Here is a 22,268-nt window from a genome sequence, read left to right on the forward strand (position 1 = left end):
GTCGGCCACCGTCGGCGCGTCCTCGGCGACCTGCGCGCCGCGGCGCCGGCGGCCGGCGAGGGGGCGCCACCCCGCGCGCGACGGACCGGACGCCCCGGCTTCGGGCGCGGTCGGCGCGTCGGGCGCGCGCGACGCCCGGGCGTTGGCCTCCGGCGCGTCGCTCGCCGCGGTCGAGGACCCGGCGGGTGCGTCGTCGGCGGGCGCGTCGCTCGCGGGCGCGGCGGCGTCGTCGGACGCGTCGGCCGCAGGCCCGGCGGCGGGGTCAGGCGCCTCGGCCGTGGGCCCGGCGGCGGGGTCGGGCGCGTCGCCGGGGGAGGCGACGGGTGCCTCGACACCGGTCTCGCGCGCGCCGGCGATCCCGGACGCGGGGGCCGGATCGGCCGCCGCCGGCGAGGACGCACCGGGGGCGCGGGGCGTTCCGACGTCCGTGGGCTCGTCGATCGGCCCCGCGTCACCGGCACCGCCGGCGGCGCTCCGCGCGGCGGCGGCGAGCGGCTGCCAGCCGGTGCCGGTCGGCGCCGGGCGCGCGCGCCGGGTGGTCGCGTCAGGAGCGGTGGACGCCGATGCGGGCCCGTCCTCGCCGCGGGACGCCGGCGCGGGAGGGACCGGGACGGACGGGGAGGCGGCGCCCGCGTCGCCGGGCGCCGGCGCGGGAACCACCCGGGCGGACCGGGCGGGGGCGGGCTCGTCGCGGGACGACGGGGCGGACGCGGTCCCGGCGGACGCCGGGCGCGCGGAGGAGGAGAGCGGCTGCCAGCCGGTCGGGCGCTCCCCGCCGGACGGCGCGGCGGTCGCCTCGTCGGGGTCGGGCGCCGGCGCGGCCGGTGCCCGACGGTCGGCGGCGCGCGTCGCGGGCGCGTCGGGCGGCAGCACCCACGGGTTCCCAGGTCCGGTCATGCGGCGCCGACGGTACCGGATCGCCCCGGCGCCGCCGGGGCGCGTACCCGCGACCGGGACCCCGTCCGGCCCGCTCGCGCCGGTGCGCGCGGTCGGACCGCCCGGGCCGCCGCCGCGCGCTCAGCGCCCGGTGCCCGCGGCGTACCGCGGATCCGACCGCCGGAGCAGCGCGGTGTAGCGGCGCGCGGTGCGCCGCTCGCCGCGCAGGCGCGCCACCTCCCGCAGGTCCCGCACGATCATCGGGTCCTCCGGCGCCGCGTCGCGGGCGAGCAGCAGCGCCCGTTCCGCACCGGCGAGGTCCCCGAGCGCGGCGAGCGCGTGGCCCTGGACGACGAGGGCGGCGCGCCGCGTCCCGACGCCGCCCGCGCGTCCGGCCTCGCGGACCGCGGCCGCCGCGTCGGAGGACTGCAGGCGCTGCGCGCGGTCGAGGTGACGCTGGTCGCTCGCCCAGAGCGCGACCACGACGAGCCCGACGGCCCAGGGCGCGGCGCGCAGCGCGACGGCGATCTTGGGCCCCGGACGCACGGAGGGATCCTACGCGCGCGGGCGGCCGGGCCGCCTGTCGGTCTGCGACGATGCCGCGGTGGCAACCGGCACCGAGGCGCGAGACCCCCGGACGGGGCTCGACGGTCGTCGGCTCCGCGCGCTCGCGCTCCGCGGGCGGGACCCGCTCGTCGCGGTCGCGCTCCTGGCGATCGTCGTCGCCCTCGGGCTGCGGCGCGGCGGGTACGCCCTCGCGGACGCCCTCCCGGTGGGGATCGGGCTCGTCGCCGTCGGCCTGGCGCTCGCGCTCCTGCGCCCCGCCTGGCGGTTCCGGGGCGGCGTGCGCGTCGCCGTCGCCGCGCTCGCCGGCCTCGCCGCGTGGACGGCGCTCTCGGCGGCGTGGTCGCCGGTGCCCGACGTCGCCGTCTCCGAGGCGCAGCGCACGACGCTCTACCTCGCGGCGCTCGCCGTCGGGGTGCTCGCGGCGCGCCGGGACGCGGGCCTCGGCGGTCCGCTCGGCGCCATCTGCGCCGGCCTCACGGCGATCGCCCTGCTCGGCCTGCTCTCGCGCCTCGTCCCGGACCTCGACCTGGCTCCCCTGCGCGAGCCGGCGTTCGACCTGTTCCGCCTGAGCTACCCGACGGGGTACTGGAACGCGCAGGCCACGGCCTCGGCGATGAGCCTCGCCCTGCTCTTCGGCCTCGTCGCGGACCGCGGCACGCGGGTCTCGGTCACGTGGCTCGCCGCGACCGCGATCCCGGCCGTGACGGTCGCCCTCGTGCTCTCCGTCTCGCGCGGGGGCACCGTCGCGGCCGTCCTCGGCGTGGCGACGGTCGTGGTCCTCGCGCGCCGGCCGCTGCAGGCGATCGTCCTGCTCGTGCCGCTCGCGCTCGCCGCGGCCGCCGGGATCCTGCTCGTGGTGTCCGAGCCGGCGCTCGTCGACGATCCCGCCTCCTTCCCGGGGGCGGCGGAGGCCGGCCCCGAGTACGTGCCGCTGCTGGCGCTGCTGGGCGTCGTGGCGGCCGTCGTGGTGCTGCTCCTGCGCGACCGGCTGGCCAAGGGCGAGGAGCGCGCCGCGCGGCTCGGGCGCACGGGGCGCCGGCGCCGGGCGCTCCTGCGGGAGGTCCTCGTCGGCACGGCGGCGATCGCGGTCGTCGTCGCCGCGATCGGCTTCAGCGCCGACCAGCGCGGCGTCTTCGCCGCGCGGTCGTTCGTCGAGACCCAGCGGGAGAGCTTCCTCGGCGGCGCCGCCGGGCCGGGCGACGACCTCGGGCGCCTCGACTCGCTGGCGGGCAACCGGTCCGAGCTCTACCGCGTCGCGCGCAGCACGTTCGCCGACCACCCCCTCGTCGGCATCGGCGCGGGCGGCTACCGCGTCGCGTGGCTCGAGAAGCGCCAGCGCGACGAGTTCGTCCTGAACGCGCACTCGCTGCCCTGGGAGGCCGCCGCCGAGCTCGGGATCGTCGGGTTCGCGCTGCTCATGACCCTCGCGGCGACGGTGCTCGTCGCGGTCCTGCGCAATCGCCGCCGCGCCGGTCAGCTCTCCCGCGGGCGCAACGCCGCCGTGGCCGGCGCGCTCGTCGCCGTCGCGGCGTCCTGCGTCGTGGACTGGACGTGGCAGTTCGCCGCCATCGTCGTCCCGGCGATGCTCCTGGCCGGGATCGTCCTCAGCGCGGCGTGGCAGACGGCGCACCGTCCCGAGGAGCCTCCGGGCAGAGGGCGTCGACGTCGTCGCCGTCGGCGGGGACGCAGCGGGCGCCGTCGGCGCGCCGCCGCGTAGACTCCGCCGCCGTCATGGCGCGTCCGGCGATCGTCCTCATCGGCTTCATGGGGGCGGGCAAGACGACCGGCGCCCGCATGTTCGCCTCGGCCCTGGGCACGCGCGTCGTCGACAGCGACAAGCGGATCGAGAAGCGGCTCGGCTGCTCGATCGCGGAGTACTTCGCCCGGGAGGGCGAGGCCGCGTTCCGCCGCGTCGAGGAGGAGGTCGCCGGCACGCTGCTCGAGCGCGCCGACGGCGGCGTCATCGCCCTCGGCGGCGGGACCGTCGGGTCCGAGCGGGTGCGACGCGCGCTCGAGCGCCACACCGTCGTGCTGCTGCAGGTGAGCCGCGCGACCGCGTGGAAGCGCGCGAAGCGCAGCGACCGCCCCCTGGCCCGCGACCGGCGGGCGTTCGACCGCCTCTTCGCCGAGCGGGAGACGCTGTACGAGTCGGTCGCCGACGTCCTGCTGCCCGAGGTCGACCGGCAGAAGCTCAAGCCGGCGGTCCCGGTGATCGCCCGCGCGCACGAGGCGGCGCCCGGGACGACGCTCCTCTGGTCCCACGCCGGCGACGGCGGCGCGCCGGTCTGGCTGCGCCCCGGGCTCCTGCGCGAGCTGCCGCCCTGGCCGCTGCCGGAGGCATCGCGCCGGATCGCCATCACCGACGAGACCGTCGCCGAGCACCACGCCGGCCGCGTCCCCGGCCTCGCCGGGATGATCGAGATCCCGCCGGGGGAGCGCCACAAGACGCTCGCGACCTGCGAGCGGGTCTGGGGCGCGCTGGCCGCGCAGGGCGTCACCCGCAGCGACCACCTCGTGGCGATCGGCGGCGGCGTCGTCGGCGACCTCGCGGGATTCGTCGCCGCGACGTACCAGCGCGGCGTGCCCGTCGTGCAGGTGCCCACGACGCTCGTCGCCCAGGTGGACAGCGCCTACGGCGGCAAGACCGGCGTCGACCTGCCGAGCGCGAAGAACTACGTGGGCGCCTTCCACCAGCCGGCCGCGGTGATGGTCGACCCCGACGTGCTTACGACCCTGCCGCCCGAGGAGCTCGCCGCCGGCTACGCCGAAGTCGTCAAGACGGCGATCATCGCCGGCGGCGCGCTCTGGGAGCAGGTCGCCTCCGGCGCCCCCGTCGACCCGCTCATGGTCCGGCGCTGCGCGCGGACGAAGCTCCAGGTCGTCGCCGAGGACGAGCGCGACGGGGGCCGTCGCCAGGTGCTGAACCTCGGTCACACCATCGGGCACGCGATCGAGACGGTCACCGACTACCGCCGCTACCGCCACGGCGAGGCGGTCGCGCTGGGCCTGCTCGCCGCGCTGCGGCTCTCGGGGCAGGAGGCGCTGCGCGAGCAGGTCGGCGAGCTCCTGCGCAACGCCGGCCTGCCCACGACGATGGACCCGGCGATCGACGTCGACGCGGTCCAGGAGGCGACGTCGCGGGACAAGAAGCGGCTCGGCGCGGGCCCGGTCCCCTTCGTCGTGGTGCGGGCCCCGGGCGACGTCCGCTACGGGCAGCAGCTGGGCGCGAAGGACGTGCGCGCGGCGATCGCCGAGCTCGCCGGCTGAGTCCCGCCGTTCCCCGGCATCGCTCGCGCCCGGTGCGGGGCGTTCCCGTCCCGGCGGACGGACGCCGGCTCGGCACGTGCGAGGATCAGGTCCATGCGCCGCATCCGGGTCGCCGTCGTGCACGGCGTGAACCTCGACCAGCTCGGCCGCCGCAACCCCGACCACTACGGCGCCGGGTCGCTGCGCGACCTCGAGCGGCAGGTCGAGGAGTGGGGGACGGAGCTCGGCTGCGCCGTGCGGTTCTTCCAGACGAACCACGAGGGGGCCTTCGTCGAGTACCTCCACCGCGCGGAAGGGCTCGTCGACGCGCTGATCCTCAACCCCGGGGCCTGGACCCACTACTCGTGGGCGATCCACGACGCGCTGGAGCTCGCGAGCCTCCCGGCCGTCGAGGTCCACCTCTCCGACGTCGGCGCGCGCGAGGAGTGGCGTCGGCGCTCCGTCATCTCCGAGCTCTGCCTCGCGACCGTCTCCGGCCAGGGGATCGCGGGCTACCGCACGGCGCTCGAGGCGCTCTCCGGCCACCTGCTGCCGAACGAGCCGGAGGCCCCCGCCGACGGGGTGGAGGGCCCCGCGACCGCAGAGCCCACCGCGGCATCTCCTGGCGGCACCGCTCCCTCGACCGACAGCCCGACCCCGACCGACCTCCCCACGCCATGACCGTTCCCGCCGACCGGGGCGCGCGGATCGCCGCCGACCTCGCCTCCGCCGACCTCGACGCGCTCGTCGTCACCGACCTCCACGACATCCGCTGGCTGACCGGGTTCACCGGCTCGAACGCCGTCGCGATCGTCGGGCCGGGCGACGACGGCCCGGTGCTGCGCTTCCTCACCGACTTCCGCTACGTCACGCAGGCCGCCGAGCAGCTGCCCTCCGCCTGGGAGCGCATCGACGGGGGACGCGACCTGGCGGGCGCCGGCGTCGCCTCGCACCTGCCGGCGGGCGCCAAGCGGGTCGCCTTCGACGACGCCCACGTCACGGTCGCCGCCCACCGGCGGCTGCTGGACGCGATGCCCGACGGCGTGGAGCTCGTGAGCGGCGGCGATCAGGTGCGCCGCGCTCGCGCGGTGAAGGACGCCGAGGAGGTCCGGCGGATCCGCGCGGCCGCGGAGCTCGCCGACGCCGCGTTCGTCGAGGTCGTGCTCGAGGGGCCCGTCGTCGGTCGCACGGAGCGCGAGGTGGCGGTCGACCTCGAGACGGCGATGCGCCGCCTGGGGGCCAGCGGGGCGAGCTTCGACTCGATCGTCGCGTCCGGCGCGCACGGGGCGCTGCCGCACGCGTCGCCGCGCGACGTGCCGATCCCCGCCGGGGTGCTGCTCACGGTGGACTGGGGCGCGGCGCTCGACGGCTACTGCTCCGACTGCACCCGGACCATCGCGACGGGCCCGGTCGACGGGCTCGAGCACGAGATCTACGGGATCGTCCTGGACGCCCAGCGCCAGGCGCTCGCGGCCGTCCAGGCGGGTGCCGGGGCCCGGGACGTCGACGCGGTCGCGCGCGAGCTCATCGCCGCGGCCGGCCACGGCGACCACTTCGGCCACGGCCTCGGCCACGGCGTCGGGCTCGAGGTCCACGAGGCACCGACGCTCTCGCCGCGCGGCAGCGGCGTGCTGCGGGCCGGTGAGATCGTCACCGTCGAGCCCGGCATCTACCTGCCCGGGCAGCTCGGCGTGCGGATCGAGGACCTCGCGGTCGTCACGGAGGGCGGCAGCGACGTCCTCAACACGCTCGACAAGGAGCTCGTGACGCTCGACTGACCCCGACCCCAGCCCGGTCGGCGTCCGCGCCCGCGAGACGTCCCATGACACGCCGCCCCGGCGTCGGGCTCGTCCCGAACCCGCCGGTGACCGCCTGAGCCTCGGTCAGGCGGCGACCACCGGGGCCTCGGCGCCGGGGCGCGTCCGCCACGCCTCGACCGCGACGACGAGCGCGAGCACGAAGACCGCCGCGCCGAAGACCTGGAACGTCGTCACCTGGCCCCAGGAGCGGACGACGAGCCCCGCCAGCAGCGCCGGCACCGACAGCGCCGCGTAGGCGACGACGTAGAAGGCGGACATCACCTCGGCGCGGTGGTGGTCCGGGACGACGGCCATGAGCTGGCGCAGGCCGCCGAGGAACGCCACGCCGAACCCCATGCCGGCGACGACGGCGCCGACGAAGAAGAGCCAGGCGACGTCGCTGGAGATCGCCGCGACGATGACGGCCATCCCGCCCGCGAGGGCGATCGAGCCGAGCGACGCGGCCCGCCACGGCGCCGCGCGGTGGAAGAGCACCTGCGCGACGGCGCCGGACCCGGCGAGCGCGGTCATCGCGATCCCGCCGCTGAGGTGGTTGTCGGTCTCCAGCAGATGGGCGACGAGGCTCGGGCCGAGCGAGAGGAAGATCCCGCCGATCGACCACGAGGACAGCACGCCGAGGCCGGCGAGGAGGAACCGCCGCCGGATCGCGGGCGGCACGCTCGGGCGCTGGGGCTGGATCCGCAGCGGTCGGCGGTCGGCCACCGGCTCCGGCATCGCGGCCGCGCCCGCCAGCAGGACGCCGAAGAGGACGAGCAGCACGACGTAGGGCAGGCGCTCCGGCGCCGGGGCGTACTGCACCAACAGCGCCGCGATCAGTGCGCCGCTCGCCATCCCGCCGGCGCTGAAGACGCCGTTCGCCAGGCCGGCGGAGTCCGGGTCGCGGCGCGGGTGCAGCTCCAGCAGCGCCGCGCTGGCGGCGCCGAGGGCCGCGCCGGTCGCCAGGCCCTGGAGCGTGCGGGCCGCGATGAGCCAGCCGAGGCCGTCGGCCGCGAGGAACAGGCCGGTGGCGACGAGCAGCGCCGACAGGGAGGCCAGCAGGACCGGGCGGCGTCCCACCTCGTCGGAGATCCGGCCCACGAGCAGGAGCGCGGTGAGGACGCCCAGCGCGTAGAGCGCGTAGACGACCGTGAGCATGAAGGTCGAGAAGCCCCACTCCGCGCGGTAGACCTCGTACAGCGGGGAGGGGGTCGCGGACGCGAAGAGCGCGATGCCGATGACGGCGCCCGCGTGGAGGTACGCCAGGCGCGGTGGCAGCTCGCGCCGTCGGGTGGCGCGCAGCGCCGTGGCCGGTGTCGTCACGGAGACGGCGGGCGAGGCGGAACTGGGCATGGTGCTCCTCCTGGTGGGGACGGGACGCGGCGTGGGCCCTCGCGGGCGCGATCGTGGGACGCGATCGGCATCGGCGCCGCGGCCCGAGCCGGTGACGCGATACTTCCAAACCTTTCGAAGAAGAGTTGTAGCATGGGGTCGTGTCGTCCGTGCAGGCCCCTGAGCGCTTCCCCGTCCCGCCGATCGAGCAGGTCGACCTGGCCGGCGTGCTGCGCGCGCTCGGCGAGCCGATCCGCCTGACGATGGTGCGGCTGCTGGCCGACGGTCGCGAGCGGCCGTGCGGCGAGCTCTGCGACGCGCTGGGGATGCCGGCCTCGACCGGCAGCTACCACATGCGCCTGCTGCGCCAGGCCGGCCTGACGCGGGTCCGCCCGGTCGGGACGGAGCGACGGATCAGCCTCCGGCGCGAGGAGCTTGACGCGCGCTTCCCGGGGCTCGTCGACGTCCTCGTGGCCGACGCGGGCTGAGGAGGGCGTCGCGCCCGCGGCACCCAGCCCCCCACGACCGCGGCTCGCCCTCTACCCTGTCCGGCGGCCATGATCTCCACGAACCAGCTGAAGAACGGCAACCACATCGAGGTCGACGGCACCGTCTTCAAGGTCGTCGAGTTCCAGCACGTGAAGCCGGGCAAGGGCCCCGCGTTCGTGCGCACGAAGCTCCGCCGGGCCAGCGACGGGGCGGTCATCGACAAGACGTTCCGGGCCGGCGAGAAGTTCCGCGCCGTCCACACCGAGGCGCGCAAGATGCAGTACCTCTACGAGGACGGCACGGACGCGCACTTCATGGACAGCGAGTCCTTCGAGCAGCTCGCGATCCCGGTCGAGGCGGTTCAGAAGGCGCTGCGCTTCACGCGCGCCAACGACGAGGTCGACATCCTCTTCATCGACGGCAGCCCGGCCGACGTCCAGCTCCCGGCCTCGGTCGAGCTCGAGATCGCCCACACCGAGCCGGGCCTGCGCGGCGACACGGCGTCCGGGGGCGGCGACAAGCCCGCCACGCTGGAGACCGGCGCCGAGATCCGGGTGCCGCTGTTCGTCAACGTCGGGGACCGCGTGAAGGTCCAGACGGAGACGGGCGACTACATGTCGCGCGCCTGAGCGTCGGCCGGCTCCGGAACCCGCTCCCGTGTCCCGCCGCTCCGAGCAGCGCCGCGCCGCCGTCTTCGTCGTCTACCAGCACGACCTGACCGGCCGGCCGCTGCACGAGCTCTTCGATCGCCAGACGGCGATGTTCACCCGGTCGCTCGCGCACGCCGTGACCGACCACCAGGCCGAGCTCGATCCGCTCATCGGGCGGCACGCCAAGGGCTGGACGCTCGAGCGGATCGCGCCGCTCGAGCGCTCGATCATGCGCGTCGCGCTGCTGGAGATGCTCCACCCCGACGTCGTCCCGGGCGAGAGCCCGATCCCGCCGGAGGGCGCGATCTCCGAGGCCGTGGAGACCGCGAAGCGCTTCTGCGGCTCCGAGGCGCCGAAGTTCGTCAACGGGATCCTCGCCGCGATCCTGCGGGAGCGGCAGGCCGCCGGCGACGGTGCCGCGGCGCCCGCCCCTGAGCCGGGCCCGGCCGACGACGACCGCTGATCCCGGGCCTCCGCGGATCCTTCACACTGTCGTTGTGCCCGACGACGCCGAGCGCGACCTCCAGATCCAGCTCGCCCGCCTGGACCACGGGACCGGTCGGGTGCCCGAGCAGGACGACGATCCCGACGCCCAGGTGACGACGGCCGAGGGGCTGGCCGAGACGGCCGCCGGCGCCGCGGCCGCCTTCGACCGGCTCGTGCGCGAGGCGGGAGGCGCGCGGTGAGCGCGTCCGTGGACCCCGCGTCGTCCGCCACCGGCGCCACCGGCTACCCCGAGGAGCTGCGCGAGGTCGTCGAGCGCCACCTCGAGACGCTCCGGTTCCCGGCGCGCAGCGCCGGCGTGGCCGGGCTCGAGGAGGCGATGCGCTACTCGCTGCTGGCCGGCGGGAAGCGCATCCGCCCGGTGCTCGCGCTCGCGACCGCGCGCGCCACCGGCGTGCCCCACGAGCAGGTGCTGCCGCTCGCCGCCGCGATCGAGCTCATCCACACGTACTCGCTCATCCACGACGACCTGCCGGCGATGGACGACGACGACCTGCGACGCGGCCGTCCGACCTGCCACGTGGCCTACGGCGAGGACGTCGCGATCCTCGCGGGCGACGCGCTCTACGCGGAGGCGTTCCACCTGCTGCTGCGCGACGGCGCGCGCGCCGGCGTCCCCGCCGATCGCCTGCTCGCCGCCGCGACCGAGCTCGCCGACGCCACGGGCGTCGACGGGATGGTCGGGGGCCAGTACCTCGACGTGCAGGGCGTCGAGGCGGGCGGCGACGCCGCCGCCGCGCTGCGGACGCTGCACGGCCTGAAGACCGGGCGGCTCATCGGCGCCTCCGTCGGCGGCGTCCTGCGCCTCGCCGGCCTCGGCGACGACGAGGCGGCGCCGTACCGCCGGTTCGCCGACGAGCTCGGCGTCCTCTTCCAGATCGTCGACGACATCCTCGACGTCACCGGCAGCGACGCCGACCTCGGCAAGCCGCAGGGCAGCGACGAGCGCCACGGCAAGCGGACCTACGTGACCGAGTACGGTCTGGAGGGCGCGCGCGCGATGGCGGCGCGCCATCATCGTGCGGCGGTCGTCTCCCTCGACGCCGCCGGGCCCGACGCGGCCACGGACCTGCGGACCCTCACCGACTTCATCCACACGAGGACGAACTGACGCGCATGACCCGCCTCCTGGACCGGATCGATCACCCGCAGGACCTGCACGGCCTCACCGAGGCCGAGCTGCAGCAGGTGGCGCAGGAGGTGCGGGAGCACATCATCGACACGGTCGGCGAGATCGGCGGCCACTTCGGGGCGAACCTCGGGACCTGCGAGATCGCCGTCGCGCTGCACTCGCTGATGGACAGCCCGCGCGACAAGATCCTCTGGGACGTCGGCCACCAGGCGTACCCCCACAAGATCCTCACGGGCCGCCGCGACGAGCTCTCGACGATCCGCAAGTACGAGGGCCTCGCGCCGTTCTGCGCGATCCACGAGTCGCCGCACGACATCATGGGCGCCGGCCACGCGTCGACCTCGATCGGCTACGGCGTCGGCCTCCGCGAGGGGGCGCGGCTGCGCGCCGCGCACGCCGGCGGCGGGGCCGAGGAGCCGGCCCCGCGCGTCGTCGCGGTCATCGGCGACGGCGCGATGACGGGCGGGGTCGCCTTCGAGGCCGCCCACCAGGCCGGCGGCCTCGGCACGCCGCTGGTCGTGCTGCTGAACGACAACGGCATGTCGATCAGCCCGAACGTCGGGTCGCTCTCGCGCTACTTCCAGGGCGTCCGGCTGAAGCCGCGCCTGTGGCACGGCCGCGAGCGGGTCGAGGAGGCCCTCACCGACCTGCCCGGCGTCGGCGGGATCGTGGAGCGCGTCGGACCGACGCTCAAGGGCTCGATGAAGCTCCTGAACGCCGAGGGCGAGCTCTGGGAGTCGCTGGACTGGGCGTACGTCGGTCCCGTGGACGGTCACGACGTCCACGCGCTGCGCCAGGCGCTGAAGCAGGCCTTCGCCGCCGACCGCCCCGTCGTCGTCCACGCGAAGACGATCAAGGGCAAGGGCTTCGCGCCGGCCGAGGAGGGTGGCCTGGAGGGGATGGAGACCTGGCACGCCGCGAAGCCGGGCTCGATCGTCGCGCGGGCGCCCGCGCCGAAGGTCCCCGCGGACCCCGACGCGCCCGCGAAGCCGCCGCAGTACACGCAGGTCTTCGGGCGGCGGATGATCGAGGAGGTCCGGGCGGACCGGCGGGTCGTCGGCATCACGGCCGCGATGAACTCCGGCACGGGCCTGAACCTCCTGCAGGTCGCCGAGCCGGACCACTACTTCGACGTGGGCATCGCCGAGCAGCAGGCGCTGCTCTTCGCCTCCGGGCTCGCGCTCGAGGGCCTGAAGCCGGTCGCGGCGATCTACTCGACCTTCCTCCAGCGCGCCTACGACCAGATCGTCCACGACGTCTGCCTCCAGGAGCTGGACGTCGTCCTGGCCATGGACCGCGCGGGACTCGTCGGCGACGACGGGCCGACCCACCACGGCGTCTTCGACATCGCCTACCTGCGGTCGCTGCCGAGCATCGTCGTCGCGGCGCCGCGCGACGAGGCCGAGCTCGTGCACCTCCTGCACACCGGCATCGCCCACGACGGGCCGTTCGCGCTGCGCTACCCGCGCGGCGAGGCGGTCGGCGTGCCGCTGCCGGAGCGCGCGCGCCGGCTCGAGATCGGCAAGGGCGAGGTCCTGCGCCGCGGCGAGCGCGTCGCCCTCCTGGGGTACGGCTCCGGCGTCGGCGTGGCGCTCGAGGCCGCCGCGCTGCTGCGCGAGGCCGGGGTCGAGGCGACGGTCGCCGACGCCCGCTGGGCCAAGCCGCTGGACGTCGAGCTCGTCCGCGCGCTCGCGTCGAGCCACGAGCTGCTCGTGACCCTCGAGGAGGGCGTGCTCGCCGGCGGCTTCGGCACGGCGGTGCTCGAGGCGGGGGAGGAACACGGCATCCCGCTGGCGACCGCGGGCGGGGTGCCCGGGGTCACCCAGGTCCTGCGCGTCGGCATGCCGGACCGCTACGTCACCCACGGCGCGCCGAAGCTCCTCCACCAGGAGGTCGGCTTCACCGGAGCCGCGGTCGCCCGGCGCGTCGCAACGGCGCTCGGCGTGCGCGGCGGCGTCCCGGCACAGGCCTGATCCCGGAGGGCGAGCCGGGCGGCCCGCCTTCCCGGCGCCGCTCCTACGGCTCCTGGCCCTGGGCCAGGGGCTTCCGGTCGACCGCGGCGTTGAGCTTGCCCTGCCCGTCGACGGTGATCGTCACGCCGTAGGCGGTCCGCTCGTCGGCCTGCAGCTTGCAGCGGACCGACGGCGTGGTCGGCAGGGTCACCCGGTCCGGGCAGGTCAGCGCCTGCGCCTTGCGGCCGACCTGCTGCTCGAGCCGCGCCTTGGCCTCGCTGGCGATCGCGGTGCCGGGCGCGACGCCGCTGACGGCCTTCGCCTCGAACCGGACGCGGTCGCCGTCGCGGGACTTCACCGAGCCCTCGATGTTCAGCACGGTCCCCGCGGGGTTCTTGCCCTGGCAGGCGATCGACTCGCCGACCTCGGCCTTCACGTCGTCCTCGCAGGTCACGTCGGTCAGGGCGATCCCCTGGGCCTTGAACTGCTCGGTGATGGTGTCCTCCATCTCCCCGGTGTTCACCGTCTCCGTGCCGCAGCCGGCGAGCACGGCGGCGGAGAGCAGCAGGGAGACGGGCACGCCGCGACGGAGGCGCGAGGGGCTGGCTGGCTGGGGCACGGTCGTTCCTCCGGTGGCGGTGGCGAGCTGCGTCGCGCGGCCGCGGGCGGGGCCCGGCGCGCGGCGCGGCCGGGAGCCTACGCGTCCGGGTCGACGACCGAAAGGGCGTCGGGAGAAATGGAACGACCCGCACGAAGGCGGGCCGTTCCGGGGAGGAGAGTGCTGTGGGTCCAGCTATGTATGTGTTCGTGTTCTGCGGGAAGTCCGGGGGCTCAGCGTGCGCTGTACCGCGTCACGAGGCTGAGCATGAAGAGCGCGGCGGCGACGGCGAGGATGCCGACGGCGGTCGTGGCCTGGCCCGCGAGGGCGAGCACGAGGGCCGCGCCGACCCCGCCGAGGGCGATGCCCTGGTCGTAGGCCTGGTGGGCGCTGACGGCGACGGCGCCGGGCGTGCGCCCGTCCGCGCCGATCGAGGTCAGGGCGATCGCGCAGACCGTGGCGCCGAGGCCGACGCCCACCACGATCCCCGCCGGCTGCGCGCCGAGCAGGAACGGGAGGGCCATCAGGGCCACGCCGAGGACGAACTCGACGGCGCCGTGGGCGGGGTAGGAGATGAGCCGCGAAGCGCTCATGGGCAGCATCATGCGGGCCGAACAGGCGTTCCGGTGTGCCATCGATCACAGCGCCGTTGCCATCCGGTGAACGCGGGTCGGTGCGGCCACGCCCCTCCACGGCGGTACGGTGTGCGCGCGATGGCGAAGGTCCGGCTCGACACGCTCCTGCACCGCCGGGGGCTGTACCCGTCGCGCTCCGCGGCCGCCGCGGCGATCCTCGCCGGGGACGTGCGGCTCGGGGCGGGCGCGGGTCCGGGAGCGCTGAAGCCGGGCACGCAGGTCGACGAGGAGGCGGCGGTGGACGCCGCCGCGCCGCCGCCCTTCGTGTCCCGCGGCGGGATCAAGCTCGCCAACGCGCTCGACGCGCTCGGGATCGACGTGGCCGGTCGCCGGGCGCTGGACGTCGGCGCCTCGACGGGCGGGTTCACGGACTGCCTCCTGCAGCGCGGGGCCGCCCACGTGATCGCGCTCGACGTCGCCTACGGCGAGCTCGCCTGGTCCGTGCGCCAGGACGAGCGCGTGACGGTGATCGAGCGGCAGAACGCTCGGCACGTCACGCCCGAGATGCTGCCGTTCGCCCCCGACCTCGTCGTCGCCGACGTGTCGTTCATCTCCCTGCGCAAGCTCCTGCCGGCCCTCGCGTCGGTCGTGGCGCCGCGCTTCGACGCCCTGCTCATGGTGAAGCCCCAGTTCGAGGTCGGCCGCGAGCGCGTCGGCAGCGGTGGCGTCGTGCGCGACCCGGCGCTGCGGCGCGAGGCGATCGTCGCCGTCGGCGAGGCCGCGCGGGCGGCCGGGTGGTCGGTGCGGGGCGCCGCGCCGTCGGGCCTGCCGGGCCCGAAGGGCAACCGCGAGACGTTCCTGCACCTCGGCGACGCGGGGGACGGCGACCTCGTCGCGCTGGCGCGCGCGGCCGAGCCCGACCGGACGGAGGCTCCCGCATGACCCGCGCGCCCGCCCGCACCGCCGCCGTGCTCACGCACGGGCGACCCGCCCAGTCGGCCGAGGCCCTGGAGGCCCTGCGGCGGATCGCCGGGGAGCTCGGCGTCGAGCTCTGGTTCGACGCCGACGAGGCGGCCAAGCACGACCTCGACGGCGACGGGGCCGCCGTCGGCGGCGGCTGGCGCGCCGACGCGGACCTCTGCGTCGTGCTCGGCGGCGACGGGTCGATCCTCAAGGGCCTGCGGCGGCAGATCGGCACGGGCGTGCCGGTGTTCGCGGTGAACCTCGGCGAGGTCGGGTTCCTCGCGACGGTCGAGCCCGAGCACCAGGAGGCCGGGCTGCGCGCGGCGCTCGAGGGGCGCTTCGAGGTCCTGCCGCTGCCCGCGCTCGAGGTGCGGCTCCCCGACGGCTCGACCCACCAGGCGATCAACGACGTCTCCGTGCACCGCCGCTCGGGCGACCGGGTCGCCGCGCTGCGCTACGCGATCGACGGCGAGGAGGTCGGGGAGGTCCGCTGCGACGGGCTCGTCGTCGCCACGCCGGCCGGCAGCACGGGCTACAACCTCGCCAACGGGGGCCCGGTGCTCGCCTGGGGCGTCGCCGGCTACGCGGTGTCGTTCATCGCGCCGCACACCCTCTCGGCGCGGGCCCTCGTCGTGTCGCCCGACGGGACGCTCGAGCTGCACAACGACTCCGCGAGCGCGGTCGAGCTCGTCGTGGACGGCCGTCCCCGCGCGCTGCTGGAGCCGGACACGACGCTCGAGGTCCGCTTCCGCCCCGACGTCGCGCTGCTCGCCCAGACGTCGGACTCGAGCTTCTACCGCCGCCTGCGTGAGAAGTTCGGGCGCCTCGCGGGCTAGCTCCGAGCCGCCGCGCGCGCGAGCCGCGCGTCCGGTCGCGCGCCGCCTGCGCCGGGTTCGCGCCGATCGGGTGACGCCGCCGCGCGGCGACGCCGATCCGTCCTGCCGCGGTGCGACCCTGGCTGCGTGCTGCTGGAGCTGCGCGTCGAGAACCTCCTGCTGATCGAGCGGGCCGAGCTGGAGCTCGGTCCGGGGCTGAACGTCGTGACCGGCGAGACGGGCTCGGGCAAGACGGTGCTGGCGCACGCGCTCGATCTGCTGCTCGGCGCGAAGCCGCGCTCGGGCGTCGTGCGCCCCGGCGCGTCCGAGGCGTGGGTCGAGGGCGTGTTCCGGCTGCCGACGACCGGCGACCCCCTGCCGGAGGAGATCGCCGAGCGCCTTCCGGAGGGCGAGGAGGAGATCGTCCTCGCGCGTCGGGTCACCGCGGAGGGCCGCTCGCGCGCGTTCCTCGCGGGCCGGTCGGCGACGGCCGCGGACCTGCGCGAGGTCGGCCTGCGCCTGCTCGCCTTCCACGGGCAGCACGAGCAGCGGCGGCTCCTCTCGCCGGCCGCCCAGCTGCGCCTGCTCGACGACTTCTGCACGCGCCGGGACGCCGCGCACGCCGACCGGCTGGCCGAGCACGCGGCCGCGCACGCCGCGGAGCGGGCGGCCCGCGCCGAGCTCGAGCGGCTCGCCAACGCCACCGGCGAGCGGGAGCGCGAGCTCGACCTCCTGCGCTTCGAGCTCGAGGAGATCGAGGCCGTGGACCCGACGCCGGAGGAGCGCGACGAGCTGCTGGGCGCGCGCGAGCGGCTGCGCCACGCCGAGGCCCTGCGGATCGCGGCGTTCACCGCGCAGGAGGCCCTCGGGGCCGACGCCGGGGCGGCCGCGGGACTGAGCGCCGCCGAGGGCGCGCTCGACGGCGTGGCGGGCGTCGATCCCGCGCTCGACGGCCTGACCGCCCGCCTGCGCTCGCTGCGGATCGAGGCCGACGACCTGGCGCTGGACCTCGGCCGGCACCTCGACGGGCTCGAGGCCGACCCGGCCGCGCTCGAGCAGGCGGAGGAGCGCCTCGCGGCGATCGCGCGCCTCGAGCGCAAGCACGGCGGCTCGGTCGAGGCGGTGCTCGAGCACGCCGACCGCTGCCGCGCGCGCGTGACCGAGCTCGAGAGCCTCGAGGAGGACACCGCGCAGGCGGAGGCCGCGCTGGCCGAGGCGGGAGCGCGGCGGACGACGCTCGCGGACGCGCTCGCGGCCGCGCGGCGCGCTGCCGCGCCGGAGCTCGCCGCCGCTGCCGTCGAGCGCCTCGCTGCGCTCGCGATGCCGGCGGCGACCCTCGAGGTCCGGGTCGAGGCCCGGCCCGGCGGCGCGACGGCGACCGGCGAGGACGCGTGCGAGCTGCTGCTGGCGCCGAACCCGGGCGTCCCCGCGGCGCCGGTCCGCGAGGCGGCGTCGGGCGGCGAGCTCTCGCGCGTGATGCTCGCCCTGCTCGCGGTCGCCGGCGACGGCTCCGAGGCCACGCAGGTCTTCGACGAGATCGACAGCGGCGTCGGCGGGCAGACCGGCCGCGCGGTCGGCGAGCAGCTGCGCGCGCTGGCCGCCGACGGCCAGGTCCTCTGCATCACGCACCTCCCGCAGATCGCGGCGCTCGCCGATCGGCACTTCGCGATCGAGAAGGACACCGACGCCGACACCGCCCGCACGACGGTCCGGCGCCTCGACGACCGCGAGGTCGTCGGCGAGCTCGTGCGGATGCTCGGCGGCGAGGAGCGCGACAAGGGCGCCCGGCGGCACGCCGAGGAGCTGCTCCGGGCCGCCTGACCGGCGGTCGCCGCCGCTCGGGTCCGTCCCCGCCGTCGGCGAGGCGGGGGACGGACGGCGGGACGGCGCGGGCGTCAGCCGGCGGCGCGGTCCAGGTCGAGCGACGCCGAGTTGATGCACCAGCGGTTGCCGTTGGGCCCCGGGCCGTCGGGGAAGACGTGCCCGAGGTGCCCGCCGCAGGTGGCGCACTTCACCTCGATCCGGACCATCCCGTGGGACCGGTCCTCGTGGAGCGTCACCGCCTCCGCGACGACCGGGTCCGTGAAGCTCGGCCAGCCCGTCCCGGAGTCGAACTTCGTGTCGCTGGCGAAGAGCTCTGCGCCGCAGGCGGCGCAGCGGTACGTGCCGTCGTCCTTCGTGTCCCAGTACTTGCCGCTGAAGGCCGGCTCCGTGCCGCACTGGCGCAGCACGGCGTACTGCTCGGGGGTCAGCTCCTGCTGCCAGTCGGCGTCGGTCTTCGCCGGCGAGGAGGGGGAGGGGGTCGCGTTCTGATCGGTCACGGGCTGCTCCTGCGGTCGCGGGGTCAGGGTCCGGCGGGCGCCGGCGCCCGATCCGCGGCGCCGTGACGGGCGCCGGCAGGGCGGGCGGGTCGTCCTGCGATGGTCGCAGACCGGCGGGTCCGTCCCGCGCGGACGCCGGACGCGGGCGTGCGGTCGTCACGGAGGTCGTCCGCCCCGCCCGGTACCGTCCTCGACGTCCGGTGCACGACCGCGGGCTCGCCGCCCGCGGGGCGTGTCGCGTTCCTGTGCGCCGGAGGATCATCCCCGTCGTCGAGGTTCCGCCGTGTCCGATCGCAGCCAGACCAAGTTCGTGTTCGTCACCGGCGGCGTCGTCTCGTCGCTCGGGAAGGGGATCGCGGCGGCGTCGATCGGCCGCCTGCTCGTGGCCCGCGGGCTGCGCGTGGGCATCCAGAAGCTCGACCCGTACATCAACGTCGATCCCGGCACGATGTCGCCGTACCAGCACGGCGAGGTCTTCGTCACCGAGGACGGCGCCGAGACGGACCTCGACCTCGGCCACTACGAGCGGTTCACGAACACGAACACCTCGAAGGCGTCGAACGTCACGACGGGCGGCATCTACGACACGGTCATCCGGCGCGAGCGCCGGGGCGACTACCTCGGCGGCACGGTGCAGGTCGTCCCGCACATCACGAACGAGATCAAGAACCGGATCAAGCTCATCGCGGAGTCGTCGGAGGTCGACGTCGTGATCTGCGAGATCGGCGGCACCGTGGGCGACATCGAGTCCCTGCCGTTCCTCGAGTCGATCCGCCAGTTCCCGTCCGACGTCGGACGGCGCAACTGCATGTTCATCCACCTCACCCTCGTGCCGTACATCAAGCACGCGGGCGAGCTGAAGACGAAGCCCACACAGCACTCCGTCAACGAGCTGCGGCGCATCGGCATCCAGCCCGACATGCTCCTCTGCCGGTCCGAGGCGGTGCTCAGCCGCGACATCCGGTCGAAGATCGCGCTCTTCACCGCCCTGCCGGACGACATGGTGATCTCGGCCAAGGACGTCGACGACGTCTACGAGATCCCGCTCTGGTACCGGGAGGAGTCGGTCGACCAGCGCGTCCTGGACCACTTCGGCCTCGAGGCGCCGGCCCCCGACGTCAGTGACTGGGAGCAGGTCGTCCAGCGCACGCGCGCGGCCCGGAGCAAGGTCCGGATCGGCCTCGTCGGCAAGTACGTGAAGCTCGAGGACGCCTACAAGTCCGTCGCCGAGGCGCTGAAGCACGCCGGCGTGTGGGACGGGGCGAAGGTCGAGATCGACTGGGTCGACAGCGAGCACCTCGAGAGCGAGCAGGTCGCCCTGGACCGGCTCGGCGACCTCGACGGCATCCTCGTCCCCGGCGGCTTCGGCGGCCGCGGCGTCGAGGGCAAGATCCTCGCCTGCAAGGTGGCCCGCGAGCAGGGGATCCCGTTCCTCGGCATCTGCCTCGGCATGCAGATGGCCGTCGCGGAGTTCGCGCGCCACGTCGCCGGCATGCCCGGCGCGAACTCCACCGAGTTCGATCCCGAGACGGAGTGGCCGGTCATCGACCTCCTGCCCGAGCAGAAGGAGGTCCGGGACCTCGGCGGGACGATGCGGCTGGGCGCGGACCCGGTGAAGCTCGCGCCCGGCACCCGGATCCGCGAGCTCTACGGCGAGGAGACCGTCTACGAGCGGCACCGCCATCGCTACGAGGTCTCGATCACGCTGCGCAAGAAGCTCGAGGCAGCGGGCCTCGTGGTCGGCGGGACCTCGCCCGACGGGCGCCTCGTGGAGGCGATCGAGCTGCCCGACCACCCGTTCTTCGTCGCGGCCCAGGCCCATCCGGAGTTCAAGAGCCGCCCGGAGCGCCCGTCGCCGATTTTCGTCGGCTTCGTGAGCACCGCGCACCAGCGCGCCCAGGAGCGCCGCGAGATCCAGCAGCTCACCGCGACCCCCGCGGAGCGCTGAGCGACCCCACCGACCAGGGCGCGCTGCCGCTCGGCGACGGCCCGGAGGCCGTCCCGCGGCTGCCGGGCGGTCCCGACCCGCGCGAGCGGGAGCTGCTGCGGGAGCAGTTCGCGGCCCTCTGCGCGATCCCGAGCCCGTCGGGGCACGAGCGGGCCTGCGCCGACCACGTCATCGGCGTCCTCGAAGCGCTCGGCCTGTCCGTCGAGGAGGACGACGTCCACCGTCGCATCGGGGGCGACGCCGGCAACCTCCGCTGTCGGATCCCGGGCCGGGACGGGGCGGCGGATCCGCTGCTGCTCTGCGCGCACCTCGACACCGTCCCGGTCACCCCGCCGATCGTCCCGGTGCTCGGCGACGACGGCACCTGGCGCGACGAGCGCGGCGGCGTTCTGGGCGCCGACAACAAGGCGACCGTCGCCGCGCTGCTCGTCCTCGCCGATCGCTGGAGCCGGTGGCCGCCGCCGGTGCCCGTCGAGCTGCTGCTCACCGTCCAGGAGGAGCCGCAGCTGCGCGGCGTCACCGCGCTGGACCCCACGACGCTGCGCGCCCGGACCGGCTACGTCGTCGACCATCCGTCGCCGTTCGGCGGCGTCGTGCTCGGCGCGCCGGGACACCTGCGGTTCGAGGCGCGCTTCCGCGGCCGCGCCGCCCACGCCGGGATCGCGCCCGAGGCCGGTCGCAGCGCCGTGCGGGCCGCCGCACGCGCCGTCCTCGCCCTGCCGCAGGGGCGCCTGGCCGACGGCTGCACCGTGAACGTCGCGGCCGTCTCCGGCGGCCCGGCCGGCGCCGACCCCGCAGATCCCCCGACGAACGTCGTCCCCGACGCCGCGCGGCTGGTCGGGGAAGTCCGGGGTCCCGATGCGGACGCGCTGCAGCGGGCCGTCGACGCCGTCGAGGCCGCGCTGCACGACGCGGCGCATGAGCCCGACGAGCCGGTCGACCTCGAGATCGTGCTGGAGCAGCGCTTCGCGCCCTACCGCCACCGCGGCGGCGATGCGGCCGTCGAGCGGGCGAGCGCGGCCCTGCGGCGGATCGGGATCGAGCCACGGCCGTTCGCCGACGCCGGCGGCAGCGACGCGAACGTCCTGCAGCTGCGAGGCATCACGACGGTGAACCTCAGCGGGGGCAACCGGGACGCCCATCGTGCCGGCGAGTCGGTCGACGACGAGGACCTGTCGCGGACGGTGGCGCTGCTGGACGGACTCGTTCGCGGCTGAGCCCGAGGAGGAGGACGGCGAGGCTCGCGACCGCCGCAGCGGCCGCGAGCGCTCGACCGGATCAGCTGTGGCGGAAGCGCCGGACGATCGCGTTGCCCGAGAGCATCACGATCGCCAGGAGGGCGAGGCCGCCGGCGGCGATGACGCCGGTGGGCGACGAGCCGTCGCCCTTGACGAAGGAGGCCGGGGAGGCCGTGGCGGAGACCGGCACCGGCGCGTAGTCGGCCGTCTCGGGCGCCTGACGCAGGAGCAGCCGCACGAGGCGCTCGCGGCCGGCGCGGGTGTCGATGTCGTCGACGACCGGGACGCGGCGCTTCTCGAACTCGTCGATGTGCGACGGCTTCGTGTCGCGACGCTCGACGAAGACGCCGGGCACCTCCTCGCGGCGCAGGCCGACGCCGACGCCGTGAAGGAACCGCCGGTGGGCCGTCGTCTCCTTCGGGCCGTAGGCGAGGACCGCGGCGATCAGGGGCGTGATGTCGTCCGGAGCGTCGGGGAAGAGCGCCTCGCGGACCGCGTCGGCGTCCGCGCCGTCCTCGGACAGGGCCTCGGCCGTCGCGCGGCCGATGGCGCGGGGCGACTCGGAGCCGGCGATCCGGCGCGCGAGGTCGGACTCGAGGAAGGCGTCGAGCCGCTCCCGGTCGACCTCGACGAATCGGTAGAAGATCCCGCCCTCGCGGAGCGCGCGCTCGACGTCGTCGCGGACCTCCCTCGGGATGATCCCGAAGCTCGCGAAGACGATCGGCCGGGCCGCGATCGGCGCCCCGGCGGACCCGTTGGCGACGCCGGCACCGCGCGCGGTGCCGTTCCCGGTGCCCGAGCCCGTGCCGTTCCCGGTGCCGTCGCCCGTCCCGCCGTCGTCGGTGCGGCCGTCGTCGTCGCCGCCGGTGTCGCCACCGCGGTCGTCCGGCGTCGTGGGCGTCGTCGGCGTCGTCGTGATCGTCGGCGTGCCGCCGCGATCGTCGGGCGTCGTCACGGTCGTCGTGACCGTCACGGTGGGCGGCTGGTACTGCTGTCCCACCTGGGCGGCAGCGGACCCCGTGAAGGCGAGCACGCCGAGAGAGGCGGCCAGGAGGACGCCTCCGGCACGTGAGCGCAGGCGGGTGGTGCTCGACCAGAGATGCGGGGCAGATTCGGGCATGGGACTTCCCTTTCGGACACCTGCATCCTACGGCCTCTGTCAACGGTCGTGGACCGACGGTCGATATACGCCGTTGAGCAGGGACTTCCGGGGCTGCCGCAAGGGCTCGGGACGACGGGCGACGCGCCGTGCGCGCGGGGCATCGC

General features: G+C 76.0%; 21 protein-coding genes. 15 read left to right on the plus strand and 6 right to left on the minus strand.

Going from position 1 to position 22,268, the window contains the following annotated elements:
* Window positions 1–1,017: 1,017 nt before the first annotated feature.
* Window positions 1,018–1,422 carry a hypothetical protein gene (locus tag SK069_RS00005; protein ID WP_319952115.1) on the minus strand — a complete coding sequence of 135 codons (405 nt, stop codon included), beginning with the start codon at window positions 1,420–1,422 and terminating at the stop codon, window positions 1,018–1,020.
* Between the two features lie 58 nt (window positions 1,423–1,480).
* On the opposite strand from SK069_RS00005, the gene SK069_RS00010 reads away from it, so the two are divergent.
* From SK069_RS00010 to SK069_RS00025, 4 genes are all read left to right on the plus strand, one after another.
* The gene (locus SK069_RS00010; RefSeq protein WP_319952116.1) at window positions 1,481–3,160 is read left to right on the plus strand and encodes an O-antigen ligase family protein; all 1,680 of its coding nucleotides are present in this window, start codon (window positions 1,481–1,483) and stop codon (window positions 3,158–3,160) included.
* Window positions 3,161–3,174: 14 nt separating this feature from the next.
* The gene (gene aroB / locus SK069_RS00015) at window positions 3,175–4,710 is read left to right on the plus strand and encodes a 3-dehydroquinate synthase (protein WP_319952117.1); all 1,536 of its coding nucleotides are present in this window, start codon (window positions 3,175–3,177) and stop codon (window positions 4,708–4,710) included.
* 93 nt (window positions 4,711–4,803) lie between these two features.
* Window positions 4,804–5,370: a type II 3-dehydroquinate dehydratase gene (locus SK069_RS00020; RefSeq protein ID WP_319952118.1), complete on the plus strand. Its 567-nt coding sequence runs from the start codon at window positions 4,804–4,806 to the stop codon at window positions 5,368–5,370.
* Window positions 5,367–6,467, plus strand: coding sequence for a M24 family metallopeptidase (locus SK069_RS00025; RefSeq protein ID WP_319952119.1), 1,101 nt, complete (start codon window positions 5,367–5,369; stop codon window positions 6,465–6,467). The genes SK069_RS00020 and SK069_RS00025 overlap by 4 nt, the downstream gene beginning before the upstream one ends.
* A 105-nt stretch (window positions 6,468–6,572) precedes the next feature.
* On the opposite strand, the gene SK069_RS00030 is transcribed toward SK069_RS00025, so the two are convergent.
* Window positions 6,573–7,838 (minus strand): MFS transporter, encoded by a 1,266-nt coding sequence (locus SK069_RS00030; RefSeq protein ID WP_319952120.1) that lies wholly within the window; start codon window positions 7,836–7,838, stop codon window positions 6,573–6,575.
* A gap of 140 nt (window positions 7,839–7,978) precedes the next feature.
* Here SK069_RS00030 and SK069_RS00035 point away from each other — a divergent pair, with 140 nt between their 5' ends.
* The 6 genes from SK069_RS00035 to dxs all read left to right on the plus strand — a co-directional run bounded on the left by SK069_RS00035 (window position 7,979) and on the right by dxs (window position 12,565).
* Window positions 7,979–8,305 (plus strand): ArsR/SmtB family transcription factor, encoded by a 327-nt coding sequence (locus SK069_RS00035; RefSeq protein WP_319952121.1) that lies wholly within the window; start codon window positions 7,979–7,981, stop codon window positions 8,303–8,305.
* Window positions 8,306–8,374: 69 nt separating this feature from the next.
* Complete coding sequence (gene efp, locus SK069_RS00040; RefSeq protein ID WP_319952122.1) at window positions 8,375–8,935, plus strand: elongation factor P; 561 nt, start codon at window positions 8,375–8,377, stop codon at window positions 8,933–8,935.
* Between the two features lie 28 nt (window positions 8,936–8,963).
* On the plus strand, window positions 8,964–9,419 hold the full coding sequence (nusB, locus tag SK069_RS00045; protein WP_319952123.1) for a transcription antitermination factor NusB: 456 nt from the start codon (window positions 8,964–8,966) through the stop codon (window positions 9,417–9,419).
* A gap of 34 nt (window positions 9,420–9,453) precedes the next feature.
* Complete coding sequence (locus tag SK069_RS00050; protein ID WP_319952124.1) at window positions 9,454–9,642, plus strand: hypothetical protein; 189 nt, start codon at window positions 9,454–9,456, stop codon at window positions 9,640–9,642.
* On the plus strand, window positions 9,639–10,571 hold the full coding sequence (locus SK069_RS00055) for a polyprenyl synthetase family protein (RefSeq protein WP_319952125.1): 933 nt from the start codon (window positions 9,639–9,641) through the stop codon (window positions 10,569–10,571). Before SK069_RS00050 ends, SK069_RS00055 begins: the two co-directional genes overlap by 4 nt.
* A 5-nt stretch (window positions 10,572–10,576) precedes the next feature.
* Window positions 10,577–12,565 (plus strand): 1-deoxy-D-xylulose-5-phosphate synthase, encoded by a 1,989-nt coding sequence (gene dxs, locus SK069_RS00060; protein WP_319952126.1) that lies wholly within the window; start codon window positions 10,577–10,579, stop codon window positions 12,563–12,565.
* 43 nt (window positions 12,566–12,608) lie between these two features.
* Here dxs and SK069_RS00065 read toward each other — a convergent pair whose 3' ends face one another.
* A complete protein-coding gene (locus SK069_RS00065; protein ID WP_319952127.1) occupies window positions 12,609–13,163 on the minus strand; it encodes a DUF4333 domain-containing protein in 555 nt (184 codons plus the stop codon).
* Between the two features lie 212 nt (window positions 13,164–13,375).
* Complete coding sequence (locus tag SK069_RS00070; RefSeq protein WP_319952128.1) at window positions 13,376–13,735, minus strand: hypothetical protein; 360 nt, start codon at window positions 13,733–13,735, stop codon at window positions 13,376–13,378.
* A 120-nt stretch (window positions 13,736–13,855) separates the two neighbouring features.
* Here SK069_RS00070 and SK069_RS00075 point away from each other — a divergent pair, with 120 nt between their 5' ends.
* From SK069_RS00075 to recN, 3 genes are all read left to right on the plus strand, one after another.
* On the plus strand, window positions 13,856–14,659 hold the full coding sequence (locus SK069_RS00075) for a TlyA family RNA methyltransferase (protein WP_319952129.1): 804 nt from the start codon (window positions 13,856–13,858) through the stop codon (window positions 14,657–14,659).
* Window positions 14,656–15,516 carry an NAD(+)/NADH kinase gene (locus SK069_RS00080; RefSeq protein WP_319952130.1) on the plus strand — a complete coding sequence of 287 codons (861 nt, stop codon included), beginning with the start codon at window positions 14,656–14,658 and terminating at the stop codon, window positions 15,514–15,516. Before SK069_RS00075 ends, SK069_RS00080 begins: the two co-directional genes overlap by 4 nt.
* A 126-nt stretch (window positions 15,517–15,642) precedes the next feature.
* Window positions 15,643–17,316 (plus strand): DNA repair protein RecN, encoded by a 1,674-nt coding sequence (gene recN, locus SK069_RS00085; protein ID WP_319952131.1) that lies wholly within the window; start codon window positions 15,643–15,645, stop codon window positions 17,314–17,316.
* Between the two features lie 74 nt (window positions 17,317–17,390).
* On the opposite strand, the gene msrB is transcribed toward recN, so the two are convergent.
* Entirely contained in the window at window positions 17,391–17,816 is a 426-nt protein-coding gene (gene msrB, locus SK069_RS00090; RefSeq protein ID WP_319952132.1) for a peptide-methionine (R)-S-oxide reductase MsrB, read from the minus strand.
* A 283-nt stretch (window positions 17,817–18,099) separates the two neighbouring features.
* Here msrB and SK069_RS00095 point away from each other — a divergent pair, with 283 nt between their 5' ends.
* Both SK069_RS00095 and SK069_RS00100 read left to right on the plus strand, forming a co-directional pair.
* Window positions 18,100–19,764 (plus strand): CTP synthase, encoded by a 1,665-nt coding sequence (locus SK069_RS00095; protein ID WP_319952133.1) that lies wholly within the window; start codon window positions 18,100–18,102, stop codon window positions 19,762–19,764.
* Between the two features lie 293 nt (window positions 19,765–20,057).
* A complete protein-coding gene (locus SK069_RS00100; RefSeq protein WP_319953085.1) occupies window positions 20,058–20,981 on the plus strand; it encodes a M20/M25/M40 family metallo-hydrolase in 924 nt (307 codons plus the stop codon).
* Window positions 20,982–21,042: 61 nt separating this feature from the next.
* Here the strand turns inward: SK069_RS00100 and SK069_RS00105 are convergent, their stop codons facing one another.
* Window positions 21,043–22,122 (minus strand): hypothetical protein, encoded by a 1,080-nt coding sequence (locus SK069_RS00105; RefSeq protein WP_319952134.1) that lies wholly within the window; start codon window positions 22,120–22,122, stop codon window positions 21,043–21,045.
* Window positions 22,123–22,268: the final 146 nt, after the last annotated feature.

The sequence above is a fragment of the Patulibacter brassicae genome (assembly GCF_033949425.1).
In the GTDB taxonomy this organism is placed as follows: domain Bacteria; phylum Actinomycetota; class Thermoleophilia; order Solirubrobacterales; family Solirubrobacteraceae; genus Patulibacter; species Patulibacter brassicae.

Excerpts from the sequence above, each read along its gene's own strand:
- SK069_RS00105 (WP_319952134.1), bottom strand. The coding sequence starts at position 22,122 with ATGCCCGAATCTGCCCCGCATCTCTGGTCGAGCACCACCCGCCTGCGC.
- SK069_RS00030 (WP_319952120.1), bottom strand. The coding sequence starts at position 7,838 with ATGCCCAGTTCCGCCTCGCCCGCCGTCTCCGTGACGACACCGGCCACG.
- SK069_RS00020 (WP_319952118.1), top strand. The coding sequence starts at position 4,804 with ATGCGCCGCATCCGGGTCGCCGTCGTGCACGGCGTGAACCTCGACCAG.
- aroB (WP_319952117.1), top strand. The coding sequence starts at position 3,175 with ATGGCGCGTCCGGCGATCGTCCTCATCGGCTTCATGGGGGCGGGCAAG.
- SK069_RS00070 (WP_319952128.1), bottom strand. The coding sequence starts at position 13,735 with ATGAGCGCTTCGCGGCTCATCTCCTACCCCGCCCACGGCGCCGTCGAG.
- dxs (WP_319952126.1), top strand. The coding sequence starts at position 10,577 with ATGACCCGCCTCCTGGACCGGATCGATCACCCGCAGGACCTGCACGGC.
- SK069_RS00075 (WP_319952129.1), top strand. The coding sequence starts at position 13,856 with ATGGCGAAGGTCCGGCTCGACACGCTCCTGCACCGCCGGGGGCTGTAC.
- SK069_RS00025 (WP_319952119.1), top strand. The coding sequence starts at position 5,367 with ATGACCGTTCCCGCCGACCGGGGCGCGCGGATCGCCGCCGACCTCGCC.
- efp (WP_319952122.1), top strand. The coding sequence starts at position 8,375 with ATGATCTCCACGAACCAGCTGAAGAACGGCAACCACATCGAGGTCGAC.
- SK069_RS00080 (WP_319952130.1), top strand. The coding sequence starts at position 14,656 with ATGACCCGCGCGCCCGCCCGCACCGCCGCCGTGCTCACGCACGGGCGA.